This window comes from Paenibacillus sp. KACC 21273, from assembly GCF_028736095.1.
GTDB lineage: Bacteria > Bacillota > Bacilli > Paenibacillales > Paenibacillaceae > Saccharibacillus > Saccharibacillus kyungheensis.
This window is the reverse complement of sequence record NZ_CP117876.1, coordinates 2,445,877-2,464,971: the sequence shown is the minus strand read 5'-3', so window position 1 is coordinate 2,464,971 and position 19,095 is coordinate 2,445,877. Positions and strand designations below refer to the sequence as shown.

Annotated in this window: 7 protein-coding genes; all 7 read right to left on the bottom strand. The window is 34.5% G+C overall.

What is annotated here, in order from left to right:
* Nucleotides 1-240 precede the first annotated feature (240 nt).
* On the bottom strand, nucleotides 241-8,889 hold the full coding sequence (locus tag PQ460_RS11075) for a calcium-binding protein (protein ID WP_274172715.1): 8,649 nt from the start codon (nucleotides 8,887-8,889) through the stop codon (nucleotides 241-243).
* A gap of 19 nt (nucleotides 8,890-8,908) precedes the next feature.
* A complete protein-coding gene (locus PQ460_RS11070) occupies nucleotides 8,909-9,634 on the bottom strand; it encodes a hypothetical protein (RefSeq protein ID WP_274172714.1) in 726 nt (241 codons plus the stop codon).
* 117 nt (nucleotides 9,635-9,751) lie between these two features.
* On the bottom strand, nucleotides 9,752-12,592 hold the full coding sequence (locus PQ460_RS11065; RefSeq protein WP_274172713.1) for a hypothetical protein: 2,841 nt from the start codon (nucleotides 12,590-12,592) through the stop codon (nucleotides 9,752-9,754).
* A gap of 16 nt (nucleotides 12,593-12,608) precedes the next feature.
* Nucleotides 12,609-13,934, bottom strand: a complete 1,326-nt coding sequence (locus tag PQ460_RS11060) for an HlyD family type I secretion periplasmic adaptor subunit (RefSeq protein WP_274172712.1) — start codon at nucleotides 13,932-13,934, stop codon at nucleotides 12,609-12,611.
* A gap of 2 nt (nucleotides 13,935-13,936) precedes the next feature.
* Complete coding sequence (locus PQ460_RS11055) at nucleotides 13,937-16,099, bottom strand: peptidase domain-containing ABC transporter (RefSeq protein WP_274172711.1); 2,163 nt, start codon at nucleotides 16,097-16,099, stop codon at nucleotides 13,937-13,939.
* Nucleotides 16,100-17,074: 975 nt separating this feature from the next.
* Nucleotides 17,075-17,428 carry a hypothetical protein gene (locus PQ460_RS11050; protein WP_274172710.1) on the bottom strand — a complete coding sequence of 118 codons (354 nt, stop codon included), beginning with the start codon at nucleotides 17,426-17,428 and terminating at the stop codon, nucleotides 17,075-17,077.
* Nucleotides 17,429-17,449: 21 nt separating this feature from the next.
* Complete coding sequence (locus tag PQ460_RS11045; RefSeq protein WP_274172709.1) at nucleotides 17,450-18,715, bottom strand: hypothetical protein; 1,266 nt, start codon at nucleotides 18,713-18,715, stop codon at nucleotides 17,450-17,452.
* Nucleotides 18,716-19,095: the final 380 nt, after the last annotated feature.

Genomic DNA, 19,095 nt, shown 5'->3' with positions numbered 1-19,095 from the left:
TATTCACCTTCTACTTTTCGATTAGTTCTTAAAATATAATAATTTAATCGAATATGATTTCAGGGTTTTCATTTCCAAGCTGAAGAAGCTATTTTTGTGTCTACTATTAGATTATTTGTAATAGCATCTTAATCATTTTATTGATCTAAAGTACATTTTTATAAGCAAAGAAGCATTAATGATTGAGTGAACTCATCGTTAATGCTTCTTTTGCAGATGAAAATTTTGTGAATTAAATGTTTATTTTTTATTTTGACTCCAATATTGTGTTAAGATACTTAATGCTTCTGGACGATGTTCTTCCATAGCTTGCGACCAACTTATACCAGTATCAGTAGAAAAAGCTGCCATGGCATCAATCAACTTTGAAACTTGGCTATTCATAAGTACATAGCCATCCTTACTTATTAATTTTTCGACTTGTGCTTCTTGACTTACATCCCAATTTTCGACTGTTAGCATATCACTGCTATTTCGCAATTGGATCTTCAAATCTGCTACTTGTTTAGATAAAAGAAGATCTTCATAATTCATATCTAGCTTTATGCTATCTTGGTTACCTTTTGTACTATCACTTTCAATGATTATATCTTGTCCAGATCCTACTTGAAATAAGTACGTATCATCACCTTGGCCTCCATATAATCGGTCGTTTCCTAGCCCACCATCGAGAATATCTTTTCCAGCATTACCGAACAACTGGTCATTTCCTTCTAAACCATACATAAAATCATTGAGTTCATCTCTTCCATACAATGTTTCATCACCGGTGGATCCTCGTGTAATAACATGTTCTTCTAATTTAGCTTGATCCCAAATGACTCCATTTGCAAATAAGACTTTCTCAATTTGATAAGCATATACACCTTGCTCATCTTTGGAAAAATAAGAACCAATAGTGAGTTGATCTGTTGTTCCTAGAATATGAAGTACTAGACTACCATTATCCTGAAGAATCTCTATTTGTTCTGGATTAACCAATAGTTGAATGCTGTCTTGATCTTGCAGGGTACTATTTCCATCGTATATTAAATCTTGGCCATATCCACTACCAAAGATATACGTATCACTTCCACGATTTCCATACAACTGATCGTTTCCAATACCGCCATCCAGAGTATCATTACTAATACTACCGTATAATATATCGTTACCTGCTAAGCCTTCCATAAGATTATTAAGATCACTACGACCATATAAATTATCTGCTGTTGTAGTACCTCGAGTGATCACTCGCTCTTCAAGTTTTAATTGATTCCAAACTGTTCCATCTGAAAAAGTTAATTGATCTATCTTATGAATAAATTGTCCTTTTTCATTTTGATCAAAATAGGAGCTGATAGTAAGTCGATCTGTAGTTCCTTTGATCTGTATCACTAAACTATTATTATTTTGTAATACTTCAATCTCATTTGGTTTTACTAGCAACTGTACAATATTGATCTCATTGGTTAAAGTTTGACTTTCAAATAATAAATCTTGGCCGTATCCTCGACCAAATATATAGGTGTCTTGTCCTGAACTCCCATAAAGTTCGTCGTTTCCTTCCCCACCATCAAGTACATCACGACCCATGTTCCCGTATAGCTGATCGTTTCCTCCAAGACCTTCTAACCAGTTGTTGAGATCATTACGCCCATATAGTACATCTGTTTCTATCGTACCACGAGTAATCACATGTTCTTCCAGTTTGGTTTGATTCCAAATCGATCCATCTGAAAAAAGTACTTGTTCTACTTTGTTTGGATATTTTCCCTTTTCATCTTGATAAAAATAAGAACCTACAGTTAACTGATCAGTTGTTCCTTTAATTTGAAAAATAAGATTTCCATTATTCTGTAAAATGTCAACTTCGCTTGGTTTAACAAGTAATTTTATAGTATCTATATCATCATCGGAGGCGTTACCATCATAGATAAAGTCTTTTCCATACCCTTTTCCAAAAATATAAGTATCGCTTCCTCGATTACCGTACAATTCGTCGTTTCCTGCACCACCGTCAAGAATATCAGCCCCTGCTTCTCCATACAAGGTATCCCTGTCATCTCCACCAGTCAGTACATCATCACCATTACCACCAAATAATTGGTCTATTCCTGACTTACCGTCTAGTACATCATTACTTTCTCCACCAATTAATACATCATTTAAGTTAACAATTTCTTCTATTTTGGTCTGATTCCATACGGTACCATTTGAGAAAATGATTTGTTCAATTTTATGACTATATTGGCCAGCTGACTCTAAAGTAAAATAATTATCTACTCGCAAAGTATCAGTTGTATCAATAAAGCGTAAAACTAGATCATTAGACTCGCGAATTAATTCAATATCAGTTGGATTGACAGAAAGCTTGATTTTATCCATTTTTCCAGTAGTAGTGTCTGATTCAAATATCGTATCTTGACCATATCCTTTAGAGAAGATATACGTATCATTGCCAGTACCACCAAACAGACTATCATTTCCAACCCCACCATCAAGAATATCGGCGTCTGCTCCTCCTTCTAAACGATCATTCCCAAATCCGCCATATAAAGTATCCACACCTGCTTCACCATATAAAGTATCATTACCTTGTTGCCCATACAAAATGTCATTTCCAGCTTGACCATACATGTAATCGCCAATTTTATCTTGGCCATACAAAATATCACTACTGTTGGTACCACGAGTCATGACCTGTTCTTCTAACTGTGTTTGGTTCCAGACCGTGCCATCTGCAAATGTTACTCTTTCAATTGCCTGAGAATAGGGATCTTTTACAGTGCCGGTTTCTTTAGCAAAATACTGTTGAACGGTAATTTGATCTCCTGTGTCTTTAATCACAACTATCAAGTTATTCGCATTTTGCAAGACCTCAATCTCGTCTGGATCAACAAGTAGTCGAAGGGTATCTACTCCTGCACCCGTATTATCCAAATCTATAATAATGTCTTGACCATATCCTCGACCAAAAACATACGTATCAGAACCACTATAGCTAGTACTGCCATAACCATCAGATAATCTATTTCCGTATAACATGTCATTTCCTGATCCACCATCTAAGAGGTCATCCCCTGCTCCTCCATAAAGATTGTCATTTCCTCCGCCACCGAACAGTTGATCGTTGTTCTTACTACCCCTTATCTCATCATTACCTAGTAAACCATACATGTAATTATTCACTTTTTCCTGCCCATACAAACTCTCACTGCTGTTGGTGCCACGAGTCATGACCTGTTCTTCTAATTGTGTTTGGTTCCAGACCGTACCATCTGCAAATGTTACTCTTTCAATTGCCTGAGAATAGGGATCTTTTACAGTGCCGGTTTCTTTAGCAAAATACTGTTGAACAGTAATTTGATCTCCTGTGTCTTTAATCACAACTATCAAGTTATTCGCATTTTGCAAGACCTCAATCTCGTCTGGATCAACAAGTAGTCGAAGGGTATCTACTCCTGCACCCGTATTATCCAAATCTATAATAGTATCTTGACCATATCCTCGACCAAAAACATACGTATCGGAACCACTATAGCTAGTACTGCCATAACCATCAGATAATCTATTTCCGTATAACATGTCGTTTCCTGATCCACCATCTAAGAGGTCATCCCCTGCTCCTCCATAAAGATTGTCATTTCCTCCGCCACCGAACAGTTGATCGTTGTTCTTACTACCCCTTATCTCATCATTACCTAGTAAACCATACATGTAATTATTCACTTTTTCCTGCCCATACAAACTCTCACTGCTGTTGGTGCCACGAGTCATGACCTGTTCTTCTAACTGTGTTTGGTTCCAGACCGTACCATCTGCAAATGTTACTCTTTCAATTGCTTGAGAATAGGGATCTTTTACAGTGCCGGTTTCTTTAGCAAAATACTGTTGAACAGTAATTTGATCTCCTGTGTCTTTAATCACAACTATCAAGTTATTCGCATTTTGCAAGACCTCAATCTCGTCTGGATCAACAAGTAGTCGAAGGGTATCTACTCCTGCACCCGTATTATCCAAATCTATAATAGTATCTTGACCATATCCTCGACCAAAAACATACTTATCAGAACCACTATAGCTAGTACTGCCATAACCATTGGATAGTGTGTTTCCATATAACATGTCATTTCCTGATCCACCATCTAAGAGGTCATCCCCTGCTCCTCCATAAAGATTGTCATTTCCTCCGCCACCGAACAGTTGATCGTTGTTCTTACTACCTCTTATCTCATCATTACCTAGTAAACCATACATGTAATTATTCACTTTTTCCTGCCCATACAAACTCTCACTGCTGTTGGTGCCACGAGTCATGACCTGTTCTTCTAACTGTGTTTGGTTCCAGACCGTACCATCTGCAAATGTTACTCTTTCAATTGCCTGAGAATAGGGATCTTTTACAGTGCCGGTTTCTTTAGCAAAATACTGTTGAATGGTAATTTGATCTCCTGTGTCTTTAATCACAACTATCAAGTTATTCGCATTTTGCAAGACCTCAATCTCGTCTGGATCAACAAGTAGTCGAAGGGTATCTACTCCTGCACCCGTATTATCCAAATCTATAATAGTATCTTGACCATATCCTCGACCAAAAACATACGTATCAGAACCACTATAGTTAATACTACTAGAACCATCAGATGATCTATTTCCGTATAACATGTCATCTCCTGATCCACCATCTAGAACATCGTTTCCTGCTCCTCCGTAAAGATTGTCATTCCCTGCATCTCCATAAATTTTATCATTTCCAAACTGTCCAATTAAGTTATCATGTCCGGCTAAACCAAAAATATTATCATTTAATATAGTTCCATATAAAGTTTCACCATTTCCAGTTCCGCGATTAATAACGTATCGTTCTATATCGTTTTTATACCATGTAGTTCCATCTTTAAAAATAACTCTTTCAATTTGTGCATTTGGATTATCTACATCCATTTTAAAATAAGATACTATACTGATCCGATCTTCTGTTCCTTTTATACTTAAAGTAAGAGTAGTAAAATCTGCAATTACTTCGATTTCGTCTGGATTAACGAGCATCTTTATTGTGTCTATTACTCCAGGAGTAGAATCATAGTCATCTATTGTGTCACTACCATAACCTCTACCAAATATATAAGTATCTGCTCCGCTATGACCTTCTACCCGACCAATAGAATAATTATCATTACCACGTAAATAATCATTTCCTGCTCCGCCATCTAAGATATCGTTTCCGCCACTAGCCATAATGAGGTCATCACCTGATCCTCCAACAAGTGTTTCGTCATTCATAGTACCCGTTATAATATTCTGAGAGTAGGCTTGAGAATTCTTAGCATTTTTTAATGTATACTCATAATCCCAAGTGGTTCCGTCTGAAAATCTAATTTTTTCTACACCATAGTATCTTTTAAGAAAATGATTATTTATCGTTAATTGATCGTTAGTTCCTTTTATTTTTAGGATTAATGAATAACTATAATTAATTAATTCAATATCATCAGGAGAGACATCACTATTGAACTCTACAATATCTTGGGAGATTACAGTTTCATTATCTGTTACAATATCATTTCCGTATCCACGCCCAAAACGAAAAATATCATTTCCATATTCATCATTTAAAATATCGTTTCCAGTTCCTCCATCTAAGATATCATCTCCGGCATCCCCTCGAAGTAAATCATTTCCTTCAGAGCCGAATAATAAATCATTTCCGGTTCCGCCAGATAAGTCGTCTATTCCGGCTCCACCAACTAAAGTATCATGTCCCTCAGCTCCACTTAGCGTATCGTCTCCATCAAGTGCATTAATAAAATCACTTTTTGATGTACCTTGAAGTGTATCTGCATGGTTCGTTCCAATTATATTGTTTTGAACTATTCGTGCAATATACTCTTGATCCCAAAATGTACCATCTGAAAAAATAATATTTTCTACGACATATTTTTTATCTTGAAAGTAATTTTTAATACGAGTAATTCCCTTTTCTCCTTCTATTTGAATAAGTAAATCATCATTCATCATACTTAAATTCACTTGATTTGGAGAGACAGTATCTGCAAACTGCAAACGATCTAAATTTCCCGATGTCGTATCATCTTCATAGATCGTATTGAGACTATCTCCTCGATTAATCATATAGGTATCATTTCCAAGTCCGCCAAACAGAGCATTATTTCCTTGTTTGCCATCTAAAATATCATTTCCAGTACCACCAGATAAGGCTTCATCTTTACTCGTGCCCAATAAATTATCATTTTGATCAGTACCCACTAATTTTGTACGGAAATTAGATTCTACAATCCATGCTATTTCTGTGCTTTTACCTGCAAAATAACTAACCATACTCTCTAACATTATTGAGTCTGAAATGTATAAATTCTTTGCAGTTCTTATAAATTCGCCAAGTACAACTTTAGCTTGTTGATAGTTATTTAATAGACGCGCCTCTAAATCATCTGTTATCATTTGCAAGTCACCTTGAAGCTCACTTGTTTGCTCGCTCCAACTAAAATCAATTTTTCTATATAAATCACTTAGATGAGACTTCGCCATAAGCTGGGCATAGATATATTCTTCAATTTCTTTGTAACTCTCTTCAATAATTTGTGTACTCTCTACAGTCGGAAGATAAGTCTTAGAATTAATCCCATAAAATCGTTCTAATGCGGTAAGCTTCTGAGCTTGAATGCCTACTCCGCGACTAGCCGCGTCAATACCATCGACACCAGTCCACTTGTAAATAATTTTTTGTAATAATTCTTGTCTTGAAACTACGCTATTAGTATTTATGAACTCCTTAAGCCATGTTTGTAACTGTAAAGTAGTGTCACGTTGCATTGCTTGATGTAACGAATGTACATAGCCCCGCCCTTCAATATCAGGTAAAGCTTCAATGCCTTCACTTTCCTTAAGTAAAGATACTGGTAAAGTATCTGTATTATCCAATTCAAATGAGAATTCTGACATTTTTTGTTGTGGGCTTCCTAACAATTCGTAACTAGCAGAACGTAACTCTCGGTTTCCTTTTACTTCTGCTTCATCTATATTGTCACTGTAATCCAAATTTAGCCCTGTAATCCCAAGCTGGTCTAATGTATAAAGTTCATTTTCTCCTACTATTCCATCTGAATCGCTATCTTTCCACACTTTTAATTGTGAAAACGATTCATCTTTTTGGTCAATTCGTCCATCTTGATTATTATCTAAATCAGACAATGCTTCAAAACCGTTTCTTGCAAATTTCCCATTTTTTAATTTTGTTCGTTCACCAAATAATTCTGAACCATTATTTATTTGTCCATCTTGATTCAGATCACGAACTAGAAACCCATCTTCACTATTTACCCAGCCTGTTTTCTCAGCAAATCCATCACCATCATAATCAAAATGAGTTCCTTCTTCTAAAGAAAGAGAAGAAATTCCATCACCATTTAGATCTAGGATTAGTGGATCCATTGCCGCAGCTTGACTTCCAGAAAGTATAGTATTACGAAATGGCTTCTTAATTACTTTTGAAGCAATTGTTTTTAGATCGTATTCTATAGGTATTCCACCGTTAACGAAGACTAACCGCTCTACTTGTCCGGTTACTCCACTCGTTCTTTCCCAACCCTGAACTGTAATTTTGTCGTAAGCAGAACCATGTTGATTAGGAAAGTAGATCATTACATTTATACTGTAGGCTCCATAAGTGCCTGGGTACTCAATAAAGAATTTAAATTTGGCTTCTTTCATGGTATAGCCATAAATTTTTAGTGTATCATGGAAATTGTCACCAATCTCTACAATAGTATCAATACCATCGCCTTTATGAAAAATGTATGTATCATTGCCAGTACCGCCTTCTAGACGATCATTTTTGCCCTGTCCTCCTTCTAATACGTCATTCCCTGCTCCGCCTTTTAAGGTGTCACTACCAGTTCCTCCATCAAGGGAATCATTCCCGTCTTCACCTAAAAGTATGTCATCTCCTTTGGCTCCAGATAGTATATCTGATCCAATGCCACCATACAGGATATCATTCCCATCATTTCCTTGAATGTTATCTTCTCCAATGTAACCATATATAGTATCGTTCCCATCATACCCAATAATTGTATCTGAAGTATTTCTACCACTAAGAACTTCGTTAGATCCATTTTCGTTTCCATACACCTCGTTTGCAGAAAACATTCCCGCCTTGCTCATATAATGTTTCATAGAATTAAAACTGCCATGTATAAAAAGCGGCTTGAAAGTATCTTTTTTGAGTTCTTCTTTTACATAAGAAAAAGGAAGGATAGTATGCGTACCAAAATATGTACCTAGCCCTTGTGCAATTCCATTTAAAACATCACCAGAAGTCGAGTAATGCTTTACATTGTAATCAGATAATTTTCTTGATAAAGAAGGGCGAGCATCGTCATTATTCCATGTACCTGCTGAATTAAAGACTACTGCTTTACCTAGTTGATTGGCTGAGATTACAGACTTACCACCTTCTTTAATATCACCTTCTAAAGCCGAAATCAATGTTTGTTGAGCTAATTTTCCTCCAAGAGAATGGCCAGTAAAATTGTAAGTATAATCTGAGTCAAGGTCCATATTTTCTTCTACTATAGATTTTACAAAACTTCTAGCTGCGCGTGTTTGAGGAGTACTCCACCCCGTATCAATATTTTCGTTTATCCAATCTCCTTCTGGATCTAAAAATTTGCTATTAGATCCTCGAAATGCAAAGATAACTTCTTTCGTATCTTCATTTAAATAAGCCCGACCAAAGAATCCTTCATTTATTGATTGTTGCCCTAGTACTTTCCATACTCTTGTATTGTTTACTTTTGAAAAATTCTTTTGAGCTATGAAAGTTGAAATTTTATCGTTCTCATATGAATTTTCAGCAATTTCTAAGTATTCTAAATCTGTTGCCATTTTGTTTCCTCCTCATGTTTTAATTATTAGCTATTTTAATGTTATATTTTTTAAGTAATGTTTTTTCCTTAAGCACAGAAAACAATGTTGGATTTTTAATTTTTTTTAATTGTTTCTTAAAATCATCTGTATTTTTATATTTAGATAAATCGTAGAACTCAACCGTTAATAATAAACTTTTGATATTTCTTTTTTTAATATCACTTACTAAATTATCAATTGTAGACTTATATTTTGATTCCTCTCCTTTATTTATAATATATAAAATATAGAGTGAGACTTGAGAAAGTTCCGGGTGAAGCACTTGAGCTTTTATAAAATCTTCATTAATCCCTTTATATTTTTCTATCTGAAAACGCTGATTTATTATAAAAGAATAGCCTGTTTGTTTAATATTTCTATCTAGAATTGGTTTTAATATCGTACTTGATTGCCAGTACCACTTTTCTGCTATATAGTCATCTTGATAAACAAAAGGTTTCTCAATATTTCTGATAACATTAAAATTAATATCAGGATCTTCTGCACGAGCTGCGACTAAATAGTACTTCTGCATGAGAGGTTCTTTTCTAATATCAGTTACTACAAATTTTTCTTGATATTTATTGAAAAGATATTCTTGAGTTTCTTTAGTGACGTTAGCCTCTTGGTATTCTCTTATAAAAGGATAAGACGTTCTATATGCTATAAAAATAAACACAAGTAAACCAATAATAATAAACCACTTTTTTTTCTTTGATGGCAATATACTAACCTCATTTCTAAATATATTGTTTTGAGTTAACTTAAAAATATAATTTTATGCAAATATAAATATTCTTTATTGATTAGCTTCTTTTAGTAGTCATTTAGCAACAATAAATCATCGAAGATCCATTGTAGTTAAGAGACTCTCATAATCACCATATATTGCATAAATTTTCACCTTGGTGTACTTCAATAGACTAGAAGAAGAAAATGATTTCACACTTGTTCCTAAAGGAATTGTATTATCTGAAGATTTTGCTCCTAATGTATAAATCTGCTCAATCGTTTCGTTACTGTTACTACTCAGTTCAATTTTTAAACTGTAATCGTTACTAGAATTATTAAAATCAAAAGCTTTTGTTAAATCAGCGTAAACACTATGTTGAACACTAATTCCTGAGGTAACATTAGTAGTAATGTTTGTTATATTTAATTTATAAGGTCCAATTCTTAAATTATTCATTGAATTATTAGTACTTACTATATCTGGAGTTGAAAACATTGCTGCTTTTACATATCCACTAGGAGCATTATTAGTAGTAATTATAGAATCATCAGAAACAGCCTGTCCCAATATTAGCTTTACGTTTGAATCGAATACACCTTTGGGTAAAACGGCTTTAGCAGATAGCACTGTTTTAGTTTGATAACCTGAGTTAGTATCAGAGTTTTTAATTTCAAGTGGATAAAAAACATCATCTGAGGTTGCTAGATATGCAACTAATTTTGTTAGATTGTGACTTCTTTTATCTTGATTGACTTGAATCATCTGAATTTCTATTAGATCATCATTTTCGCCAGGATAAACGATTGTTTGTTTTAAGTTAACTTCCGACTGATTTCCTACAGTTTCAATTTTATAAGGCTGATTTTTTTCATAAAAAGCAATGTTTGATAAATGACTTACATCTATCTGTAATCCTGTATCTTTATCGTTATCTCCTTGTTCTTGTATATACAAATCAATTTTCTTTATTTTTGAGGAATAGGGTACTTCAGAGATGATTTGATAAGAAAGAACATCTTCATTCATGGAAGCTAGATTACTGAGATTAATAATTCTTCCTTCTAACTTGGTTTGTTTATTTACACGATAGGTGGCTTTGAGTTTGGGTAAGGCAAGCGAATCATCATTTAGACTTTTTATATCGATATCAGTCACTAATAAATCTTTATCATTCATAGGTAAGCGATACGTACCGTTGATTTTGGCTTGGTAATCTCCTTGTTCTGTTTTGAGATCAAACCAATTGGACTCATTTACCTTTATTTCTAGAAGATTGTTTAAAGCAAATTGAGCAACTGGAATAGTTAATTCTTCTTTACTATTGAATCCGACTTCTTTAAGCTGGATATAAGCGTTATTGATATCTATTTGGCTAGGTACTGCAATACTGAACTTAATAATTTTTGATTCTTGAGGACTCAGTTCTATCTGTTCTGTGTTTAGAATATTGCCCTTGAAATCTCCAGCACCTATAATTGCTAAAGTTGTTGTATATGTTGGCAACTTATACGAAATGTCCCCTACATTTTTTATGAAATAAGAACCATTTATAAATTGTTTTTTTCCTTCTTTTTGCTCATTAACAGTTTGCGCTTGAACTAAAATCGATGTGCCGTCTTTATTAATATACTGTGTACCTGTCAGAGATGTACTATTTAATCCTGTAGTTAATTCTTGCTCTTTATGAAATACAATGAGAGGAGAATACACTGGTGCTTTCTCATCGTTTGATATTACTTCTGCAAGAATAATTTTTAAATTATAATTCTTTTTATTTTTAGGTACATCTGCTGTAATTTCGACTATAAGGGTTTCATCTGGAACGATTTTTGTTTTATCTTCTTGGACTTTGAAATCAGCTTTATATTGTTTATCTCCAATACTATAGAATGCTCCTAAATCAGGTAAATTAATAGAAGTATTGGTTGTGTTTAGTAACTTTACTTTCATTGCAATAGTATCACGTAGATTTCCTTTCAAAACATATAGTGGCTCTGAAGCATCTAGTTCTATCGGATTTTGATTTAAAATAATTTCTTTTTGTAAAGAGTTTGAACTTTTGATATTTTTCCAGTTTACCGGTTTAGGAATTTCAAAAATATATTCTGTTACATACATAGGTTTATCACTATCTTTTATTTTTCTCGTAATCATTAATTGAAGTTCAGAATCAACTATTCCTTTAGGAACCTGACTATATAATTTAAATTGTTCCTTTTCACTAGAATCTAAAGAAACTGGCTGCTCTTCTGATTTCATTTTTAGTTCATATCTAAGCCCAGCTCTTGTTTTCAAAAAATAATTATATTCTGGAAGTGTAACGGCAGAAGTATCCTGGTTTTCAATGTTGAAATCTAAAGTAATAGTATCTTTTTTTGATCCTGTACTCCAATATACATTTTCACTACTTAATGCACTTTCGATTCCGTTAATATTTGCTAACTTTTGAGTATGTACAGGTGTTATCTCTTGATAAGACACAGGTACTTTAATTACGCCTATTTTCTTTTTAAAATTTTGAAATTTGATATTCCACTCGGTAATTTCAAATTTCATATTAGATATAGTTGTTTTTCCTTTAAAAACAGCATAGTAAGTAACTTCCGTGAAAGACTTAGGAGTAACAATGGTTTGAACCTTTTCATCTAGCAACTTTGTCGGGACGCCTACTCCTTCCGCCGTAATCATTTTAATGCTATACCTTGCTAGATTACTATCCACTTTACCCGCATTGGTCAAACGTATTTTAAAAGAGACGATAGATTGGTCACCCCATCTATCTAGATGAGGTTCTATCATTTCGAGAGTATTATTACCACTTTTCACTTTTCCAATTATTTTCATTTCCTTGACTGAATCCGCATGAACTATATTGAAATAGCTAATAGGCATAGCACTAAAAAGTAAGATGATGATAAATATTATTTTAATTCCTTTAGTAGAATTCATGGTTTTCTCCTCGCTATTAACGTAACTTGAAACTCTCTTCTGTTGCTTTGATTATTGGAGAAAGGAAAAACTCTATAATTCTCCGCTCATCGGTTTTAATTTCAGCAGTAAGTGACATTCCTGGTGTAATATGAATTGGTATATTTCTTGATGAATTCGTAGATTTTATTTTTACATTGGCTTTATATATAGAGCCTAACTTTTCATCATCAAAAGCATCTGGACTAATATGCTCTATTTCTCCATATAAATATCCATACTTTTGAAAAGGAAACGTATCTATTTTTAAAAAGACCTTTTGTCCCTTTTTGATAAACCCTATATCTTGATTAGATATGGTTGCTTCTACTACCATAGGTGTATCATTAGGTACTACAGAAATAAAAGATTGGGCGGGAGATACAATACCACCAACAGTTAAAGAAGAAATACCATGTATAGTACCATTAACAGGAGATTTCAGTTGCTGGAGGTTATATCTTTTTTGAGCTTTAGTTAATTCAGCAGTCAAATTAGTAATACTTTTTTCAGAAGTTACCATAAGATCAAGCAGGCCTTTTTTTCGTTGTTCAGATATCACAGTGACGTTTTTTTCAGCCTCTTCTACTGCATCCTCTGCTTGCTTAATACTGGTCTTCTGTTCTTCGATTTCTTGTTCAGATTTATACATACTCATATCGTCTTCTAGTATGCTGTTCAAATCTGTTTGTTCTTCTCCCTCTGTATTGTCCAACTGTTTTACCACTTCTAATTGACTGTTTTTCTGTAATGTTTCTAGAGAGGATTTAGCATTAATCAAATCTTTTTCTCGCTGCGCGACAATAAGTTCAGCCGCTTGATGACTATAACTATATTCTTGCTCTCTTGCTTGTCTTAAATTTTCTTGCATACTTATTACTGCCTGTGCATCTTCTGATTGATGTACTTCTTCGCTAGGTACATACTGTACTTCAGAAAGTTCAGCTTGAAGCATCTCTTTTTCAACACGAGCAATTAACAGTTCTTTTTTGACTCCTTCAACATCAGCCTTAGTGGATGTTGAATCAAATTCAACCAACAACTGTCCTTTTTTCACTTGTTCCCCTTCTCTAACATGAATCGCTTTAATCGAAGATTCTTCCATAGGTTGAAGGACGTTTGTTCGCCCATCAGGAATAACTTTTCCTCTAGCAGAAGCTACTACATCGACCTTTCCATAATAAGACCAGATGATAGTAGTTATAAAAATAAGAAATATGATCCAAATCAGCCATCTTCCTAATGGAAGAGGAGGTGTTTCTTCAAGTTCCATTGCGTCAGGTAAAAATTCATAGTCTAATCTATCTTTCTTTCGAAATAACATATTTAATTCCTTTCTTGCTGCGAATACAGATGCCTGTACAAACCATTCGTTTGTATAAGTTGCTGGTGCGTTCCTGATTCTACTAGTTCCCCTTTATCCAATACTAAAATTTTATTAGCAGACATAATAGTAGATAAACGGTGTGCAATAATAATTACTGTTCTACCTTTACAGATATGTTGAAGATTACTTTGAATGATACGTTCAGACTCATAATCAAGTGCCGACGTTGCTTCATCAAAAATTAATATTCTTGGGTTAGAAAGTAATGCACGAGCAATAGCTACTCGTTGCTTCTGTCCACCAGAAAGCGATGTACCTCTTTCGCCAACCATAGTGTCATAGCCTTCCATTAATTCCGAAATAAATTCATGTGCTCCCGCTAACTTAGCTACATTTACAATTTCCTGAATCGTAGCAGCAGGGTGATGAATGGAAATATTTTCTCTTATGCTTCCGCTGAACAAGTAATTTTCTTGAAGGACTACTCCTACTTGTCTACGGAGCCAAGAAGGATCTGTCATAGATAAGTCGGTACCATCAATTAATACCTTTCCTGACTCCGGCACATACAAACGTTGAATTAGTTTTGATAAGGTGCTTTTTCCGGATCCACTTCGTCCTACTACTCCCACAATAGTTCCTGGATCAATATGGATAGAAAGATTACGAAGAATTTCTGGACCATTAGTGTGGTATCTAAAAGTAACTTTTTCAAATGTAATACGTCCGTGTATACGGGGTAACTTAGCTTTAGTAGATGACATACTCGGTTCTGGCTGTACTGAAAATATATCTTTTAACTTACTTATTGAGACACCTGTTTGTTGAAAGTCCTGCCACATTTGAATCAGTCGCACTACAGGATCGCTTACTCGTCCTGCAAGCATCTGGAAAGCAATAAGTTGACCTACAGAAATCTCGCCTTGCAAAACTAAATGAGTACCATACCATAAAATAGCTAACATACTAATTTTTTGAATAAGTTGACTTAATGACCCTGCAGTGCCTGACAAGATAGCTAATTTAAAATTAGATTTTATGTAGTTCGATTGTAGGGTTTCCCATTTTTTTTGAACTAACGGTTCGAGAGCAAATGATTTTAAGGTTTGTATACCTGAAACTGCTTCTACCAAATAAGACTGTGAATCTGATCCTCTTTGGAATTTTTCTTCTAGACGATTCTTTATAAGTGGAATAAAAATAAGAGAAAGAATAATAAAGAGAGGAATTGAACTGACAACAATCAAAGTCAGTGATGTACTATAGCAGAGCATAACAACGAGATACACAATGATAAATAGAACATCTAATATAGCAGTAAGAGGAGTTCCTGTGAGAAAGTGTCTAATGTTTTCTAATTCGCGAACTCTTGCAATGGTGTCACCAGTGCGCCGATTTTCAAAATAAGATAGAGGAAGTCTAAATAAATGATTAAATAACTTTACGCCTAAATTAATGTCTATCCTACTTGTTGTATGAGTAAATACATAATTTCTAGCAAGACTAATTGTAAATTCGAAAATGATTATTAATATTAATCCAATGACTAATACGTTAAGAGTGGCAATTCCTTGATGAACTAACACTTTATCGATAATAACTTGTGTAAAGAGAGGAGAAATAAGACCAAATAAATTAATTAAGAAAGAAGCAATTAGTATTTCAAATATCAATTTTTTATATTTCCATAAAGCAGGTACGAACCATTTTATGCCAAATTCACTATTTTGTTGATTACTTTGTTCTTTAGGAGCAAATAGAATAATTTTTCCATTCCATTTTTCTTCAAACTCTTGTAGTGTCAATGAACTAGGTTTAGCTTTTAAAGGGTCATAAATTAAAAACTCTTGTTCATTTACTTTAGCAAGGAGAAAAAAGTCATCACTTTTCGTAACTACAATAGCAGGCAATTTGAGTGAAGCTAATCTTTTTAACTTTACTGTTGCAATTTTACACTTTAACCCAAGTTGTTTAGAAACCTTTTGAATATCAATACTAGAAGTAGTACTTTCATGAATTGCAAAAGCATGTTTAATTTGATCTGAATCGGCTGCAATCCCATGAAAATTTGCAATCATTAATAAGCATTGTAATCCTGTATCTATTCTTTTCGGCTGCATCTCTTGCTGATCATAAGGCTTTTCTTTGCTGCTAGATTCCATTTTCTACATCCTTATCTTTTAATTATGTAAACGTATATTATCATATGGGAATTTTCTTGTAAATATAAATATTACCATAAAGTAACTTTTTTTGTTTTTTCTATTTATACAAAATTAAACTCCTATCAAATTATAATTTTAATATTCGTTTTATATTCCTTTTTCTTTTGATTTCTATAGTAAATCCTATAATTTTTATTTGATAACTAATTAATCTATTTCTTGAGAAAAGATTTAGTTCAAAGCAGAAATAGTAAATAATCAACTTTAATTTCCATAATATAGATTGTATTTCAGGTTTAGTAGTAGATCATTGTGTGCAGATCAAAACAATAACGAATGATTACTTTCGTGGTCTTTTTTAATTATGTACATATATATTAGTTAGTCTTTTAAAATTTTGAATCAAGTGATATTTCAGATATGCTTTATCTGGATAAGGATACAGATAAGTATGTGATCGGTTTCAACTCCGCACTCGAAGAGCATCAAAGACGGTTCACTATTACTTATTAGCTCGGTCATTTTTTGCTTCATCCTAAACAAAAGATTCAGCTTGTTGACGTAATTTCTTTAGCATTCCGTTGCCTCTGCGTAAGAGTAGCGACTCTAGTTAAATTTCCTTTTTTTTGTAAATTATCACTCGTCCATTTTATGATTCTTTCACGAAAAAGTGTAGGTATAATAAGTCAGATGCTTTGATTAGAAAAGGAACTGGCTTTGAAACATCTTTTAAAGCTATATCTTATTCAATTTGATAGGTTGATTAAAAAGAAAAGATACCGATCGCAGACGGCATTTATCCGAACGATCAAACATTTATTACCTTCAGCTATAAATCAACAAGATAGCCTACAAAACAAAGCGCTAGAAGCCCCTGTTTGAGGTTTTTAGCGCTTTGTTTATTAGATTTATCCAGCTACCTTCTGCATTATATCGATCTTACACAAAGGATATAGCAGGCACTATCCTTTATTAAAATAACCAGGGCAATTGTGGAAATTTATATTTATAATATTCAGTGCCTTGCTTATTCAAAAAGATGAACGGTGGAGTGTCTGGGGTCTTTTTTGCTTTCATCAGCTGGTCTTTATATGGTCCATCCCCACGTTCAAATTTCTCCATGTAATCTGGGCCATAATCGACCGTTCCCATATAAGTTAGTTCATATCCTCCGTAAGCTTCAACTGCCGGTGCATGAGCTACGATTCGTTTGACTGTCGCATACAGGCCTACTTTGTTATTAGCAGCCAGACCAAGTTCTACCCCCACATAGACAATCAATACTACACAAATCCCAAGAATCCATTTTACTTTTCGACTTCGCATGATAAGATACCTCCGTTTCGATCAAGTTCCTTTGACAAAGGTATAGGTCATTACATTCGTATTCCAACTTCCAAATTTCACATACAAATCTGCGGTATCACTCGACCAATTATTTTTTACCACCAGGTACTTCGAACTTTTGGTTGGAGTACCACGAACCAATTCCTTGAATCCTACAACCGTCACCGTATGGTTACCAAAGTACGGTTGATTCCAGTAACTTTGTAGTACAGGTACATGCTCTTGTAATCTTTTCTTATATTCATCGTAAGTGGCTAATGTGGAGTTCTGAGACGTAGCTGAAGGCACTCCGTGATTACGGAAGTACGTTTGCATCCCGTTATCAATATCGGTTGGCCCTGTGATACCTTCCCCACCTGCGTTTTGCGTAGTTTTCATCGTTGTTCGCAAACCCATCACGATATCTCGCTGATTTTTGGTTGGGTTAAGGGATGGATACTGCTTTGCGAACCACATTACGATATTAGAACCGGCAGTTGGCGTACAACCTGTTGCCTGGTTAGTGGTATAGTTCCACTGCTTCATGCTTGTGACCCCATTAATATAATACTTCTCAATTCGATTGTACGTAGGCTCCCACGTTGCAGGATCCACTTCTGTGACCCCATCGCTATCGGCGTTAGAATCACCTGCACCAAACTTAATATCTTCAAACTGCTCCCATTTCTCCCGATTGGCCGCATTATAAGTAGGAACAGGATAAGAAGACGTTTCGGTATTCGTACTTTCATCGGTAATCGATACCGCCCGCATCGTATTATCAACTGCAAATTCTTCACCAGTTGAACTTTCAACTTCGATACCTAATCTAGCTCCACCGTACCATACTATTTTAGTATCTTCTACCTCTGGAGCCACTAATGATCGGCGCTCACTTTGTAATTCTTCCATTGCTACTTGCTTCGCTTGTTGCTCATCGATCGCTTGCCCTGCAGACCACATCAATATAGGCTCTTCATCATAAAAAGCACTGACTAGCGCATATCCTTGATCTTGGCCCTGCGGATCTTCAAAATGAACTTGATAGGCCACTTGCTTCCCAGATGGATCATACACATCTTCGACTACCCCTATACGTGTATTGCGATTCCAAGTAGTCGTTTCTCCACTTGTGACCGCATCAATCACGACCGAGGCGGCTGCTTGTCTCGCTAAACTTGCTTCAATCTTCTTTTGTAAAGCTTCAGCATGCGTCATAGACGGAGTAATCGGCATTATAAGCGCGACACCCAAAGTAAGTGCTAAAATACGATGTAATTTAGTCAATACTAGTCCTCCAACTACGTTATGTATTCTGTATCGCGTAAGCGATAACAGTTTAATCAATATAACAAACTATAGTGTATATTTGTTTACTTTTATGTAATATTATTCTAAATTGATACCATATAACTAGCTTAATTGCATTGTCTTACAAATATCGACATATTCTAAGATCTGAAGGGATATACATCTAATATAATTGAACTTATACTAAATAAAATATCTAAAAGGAACAAATCTATGTTCATTCTAGGAAAAATTGAACGAATCAATCAGTTTATTTTAAAGGAACTCTCTATTCAGCAGCGCTTGTCTGTGTCGATAAGATCTCTACACGATTAAGTCTGCAGGTTATCGATGATCATTTTGAGTCGAGTGATATT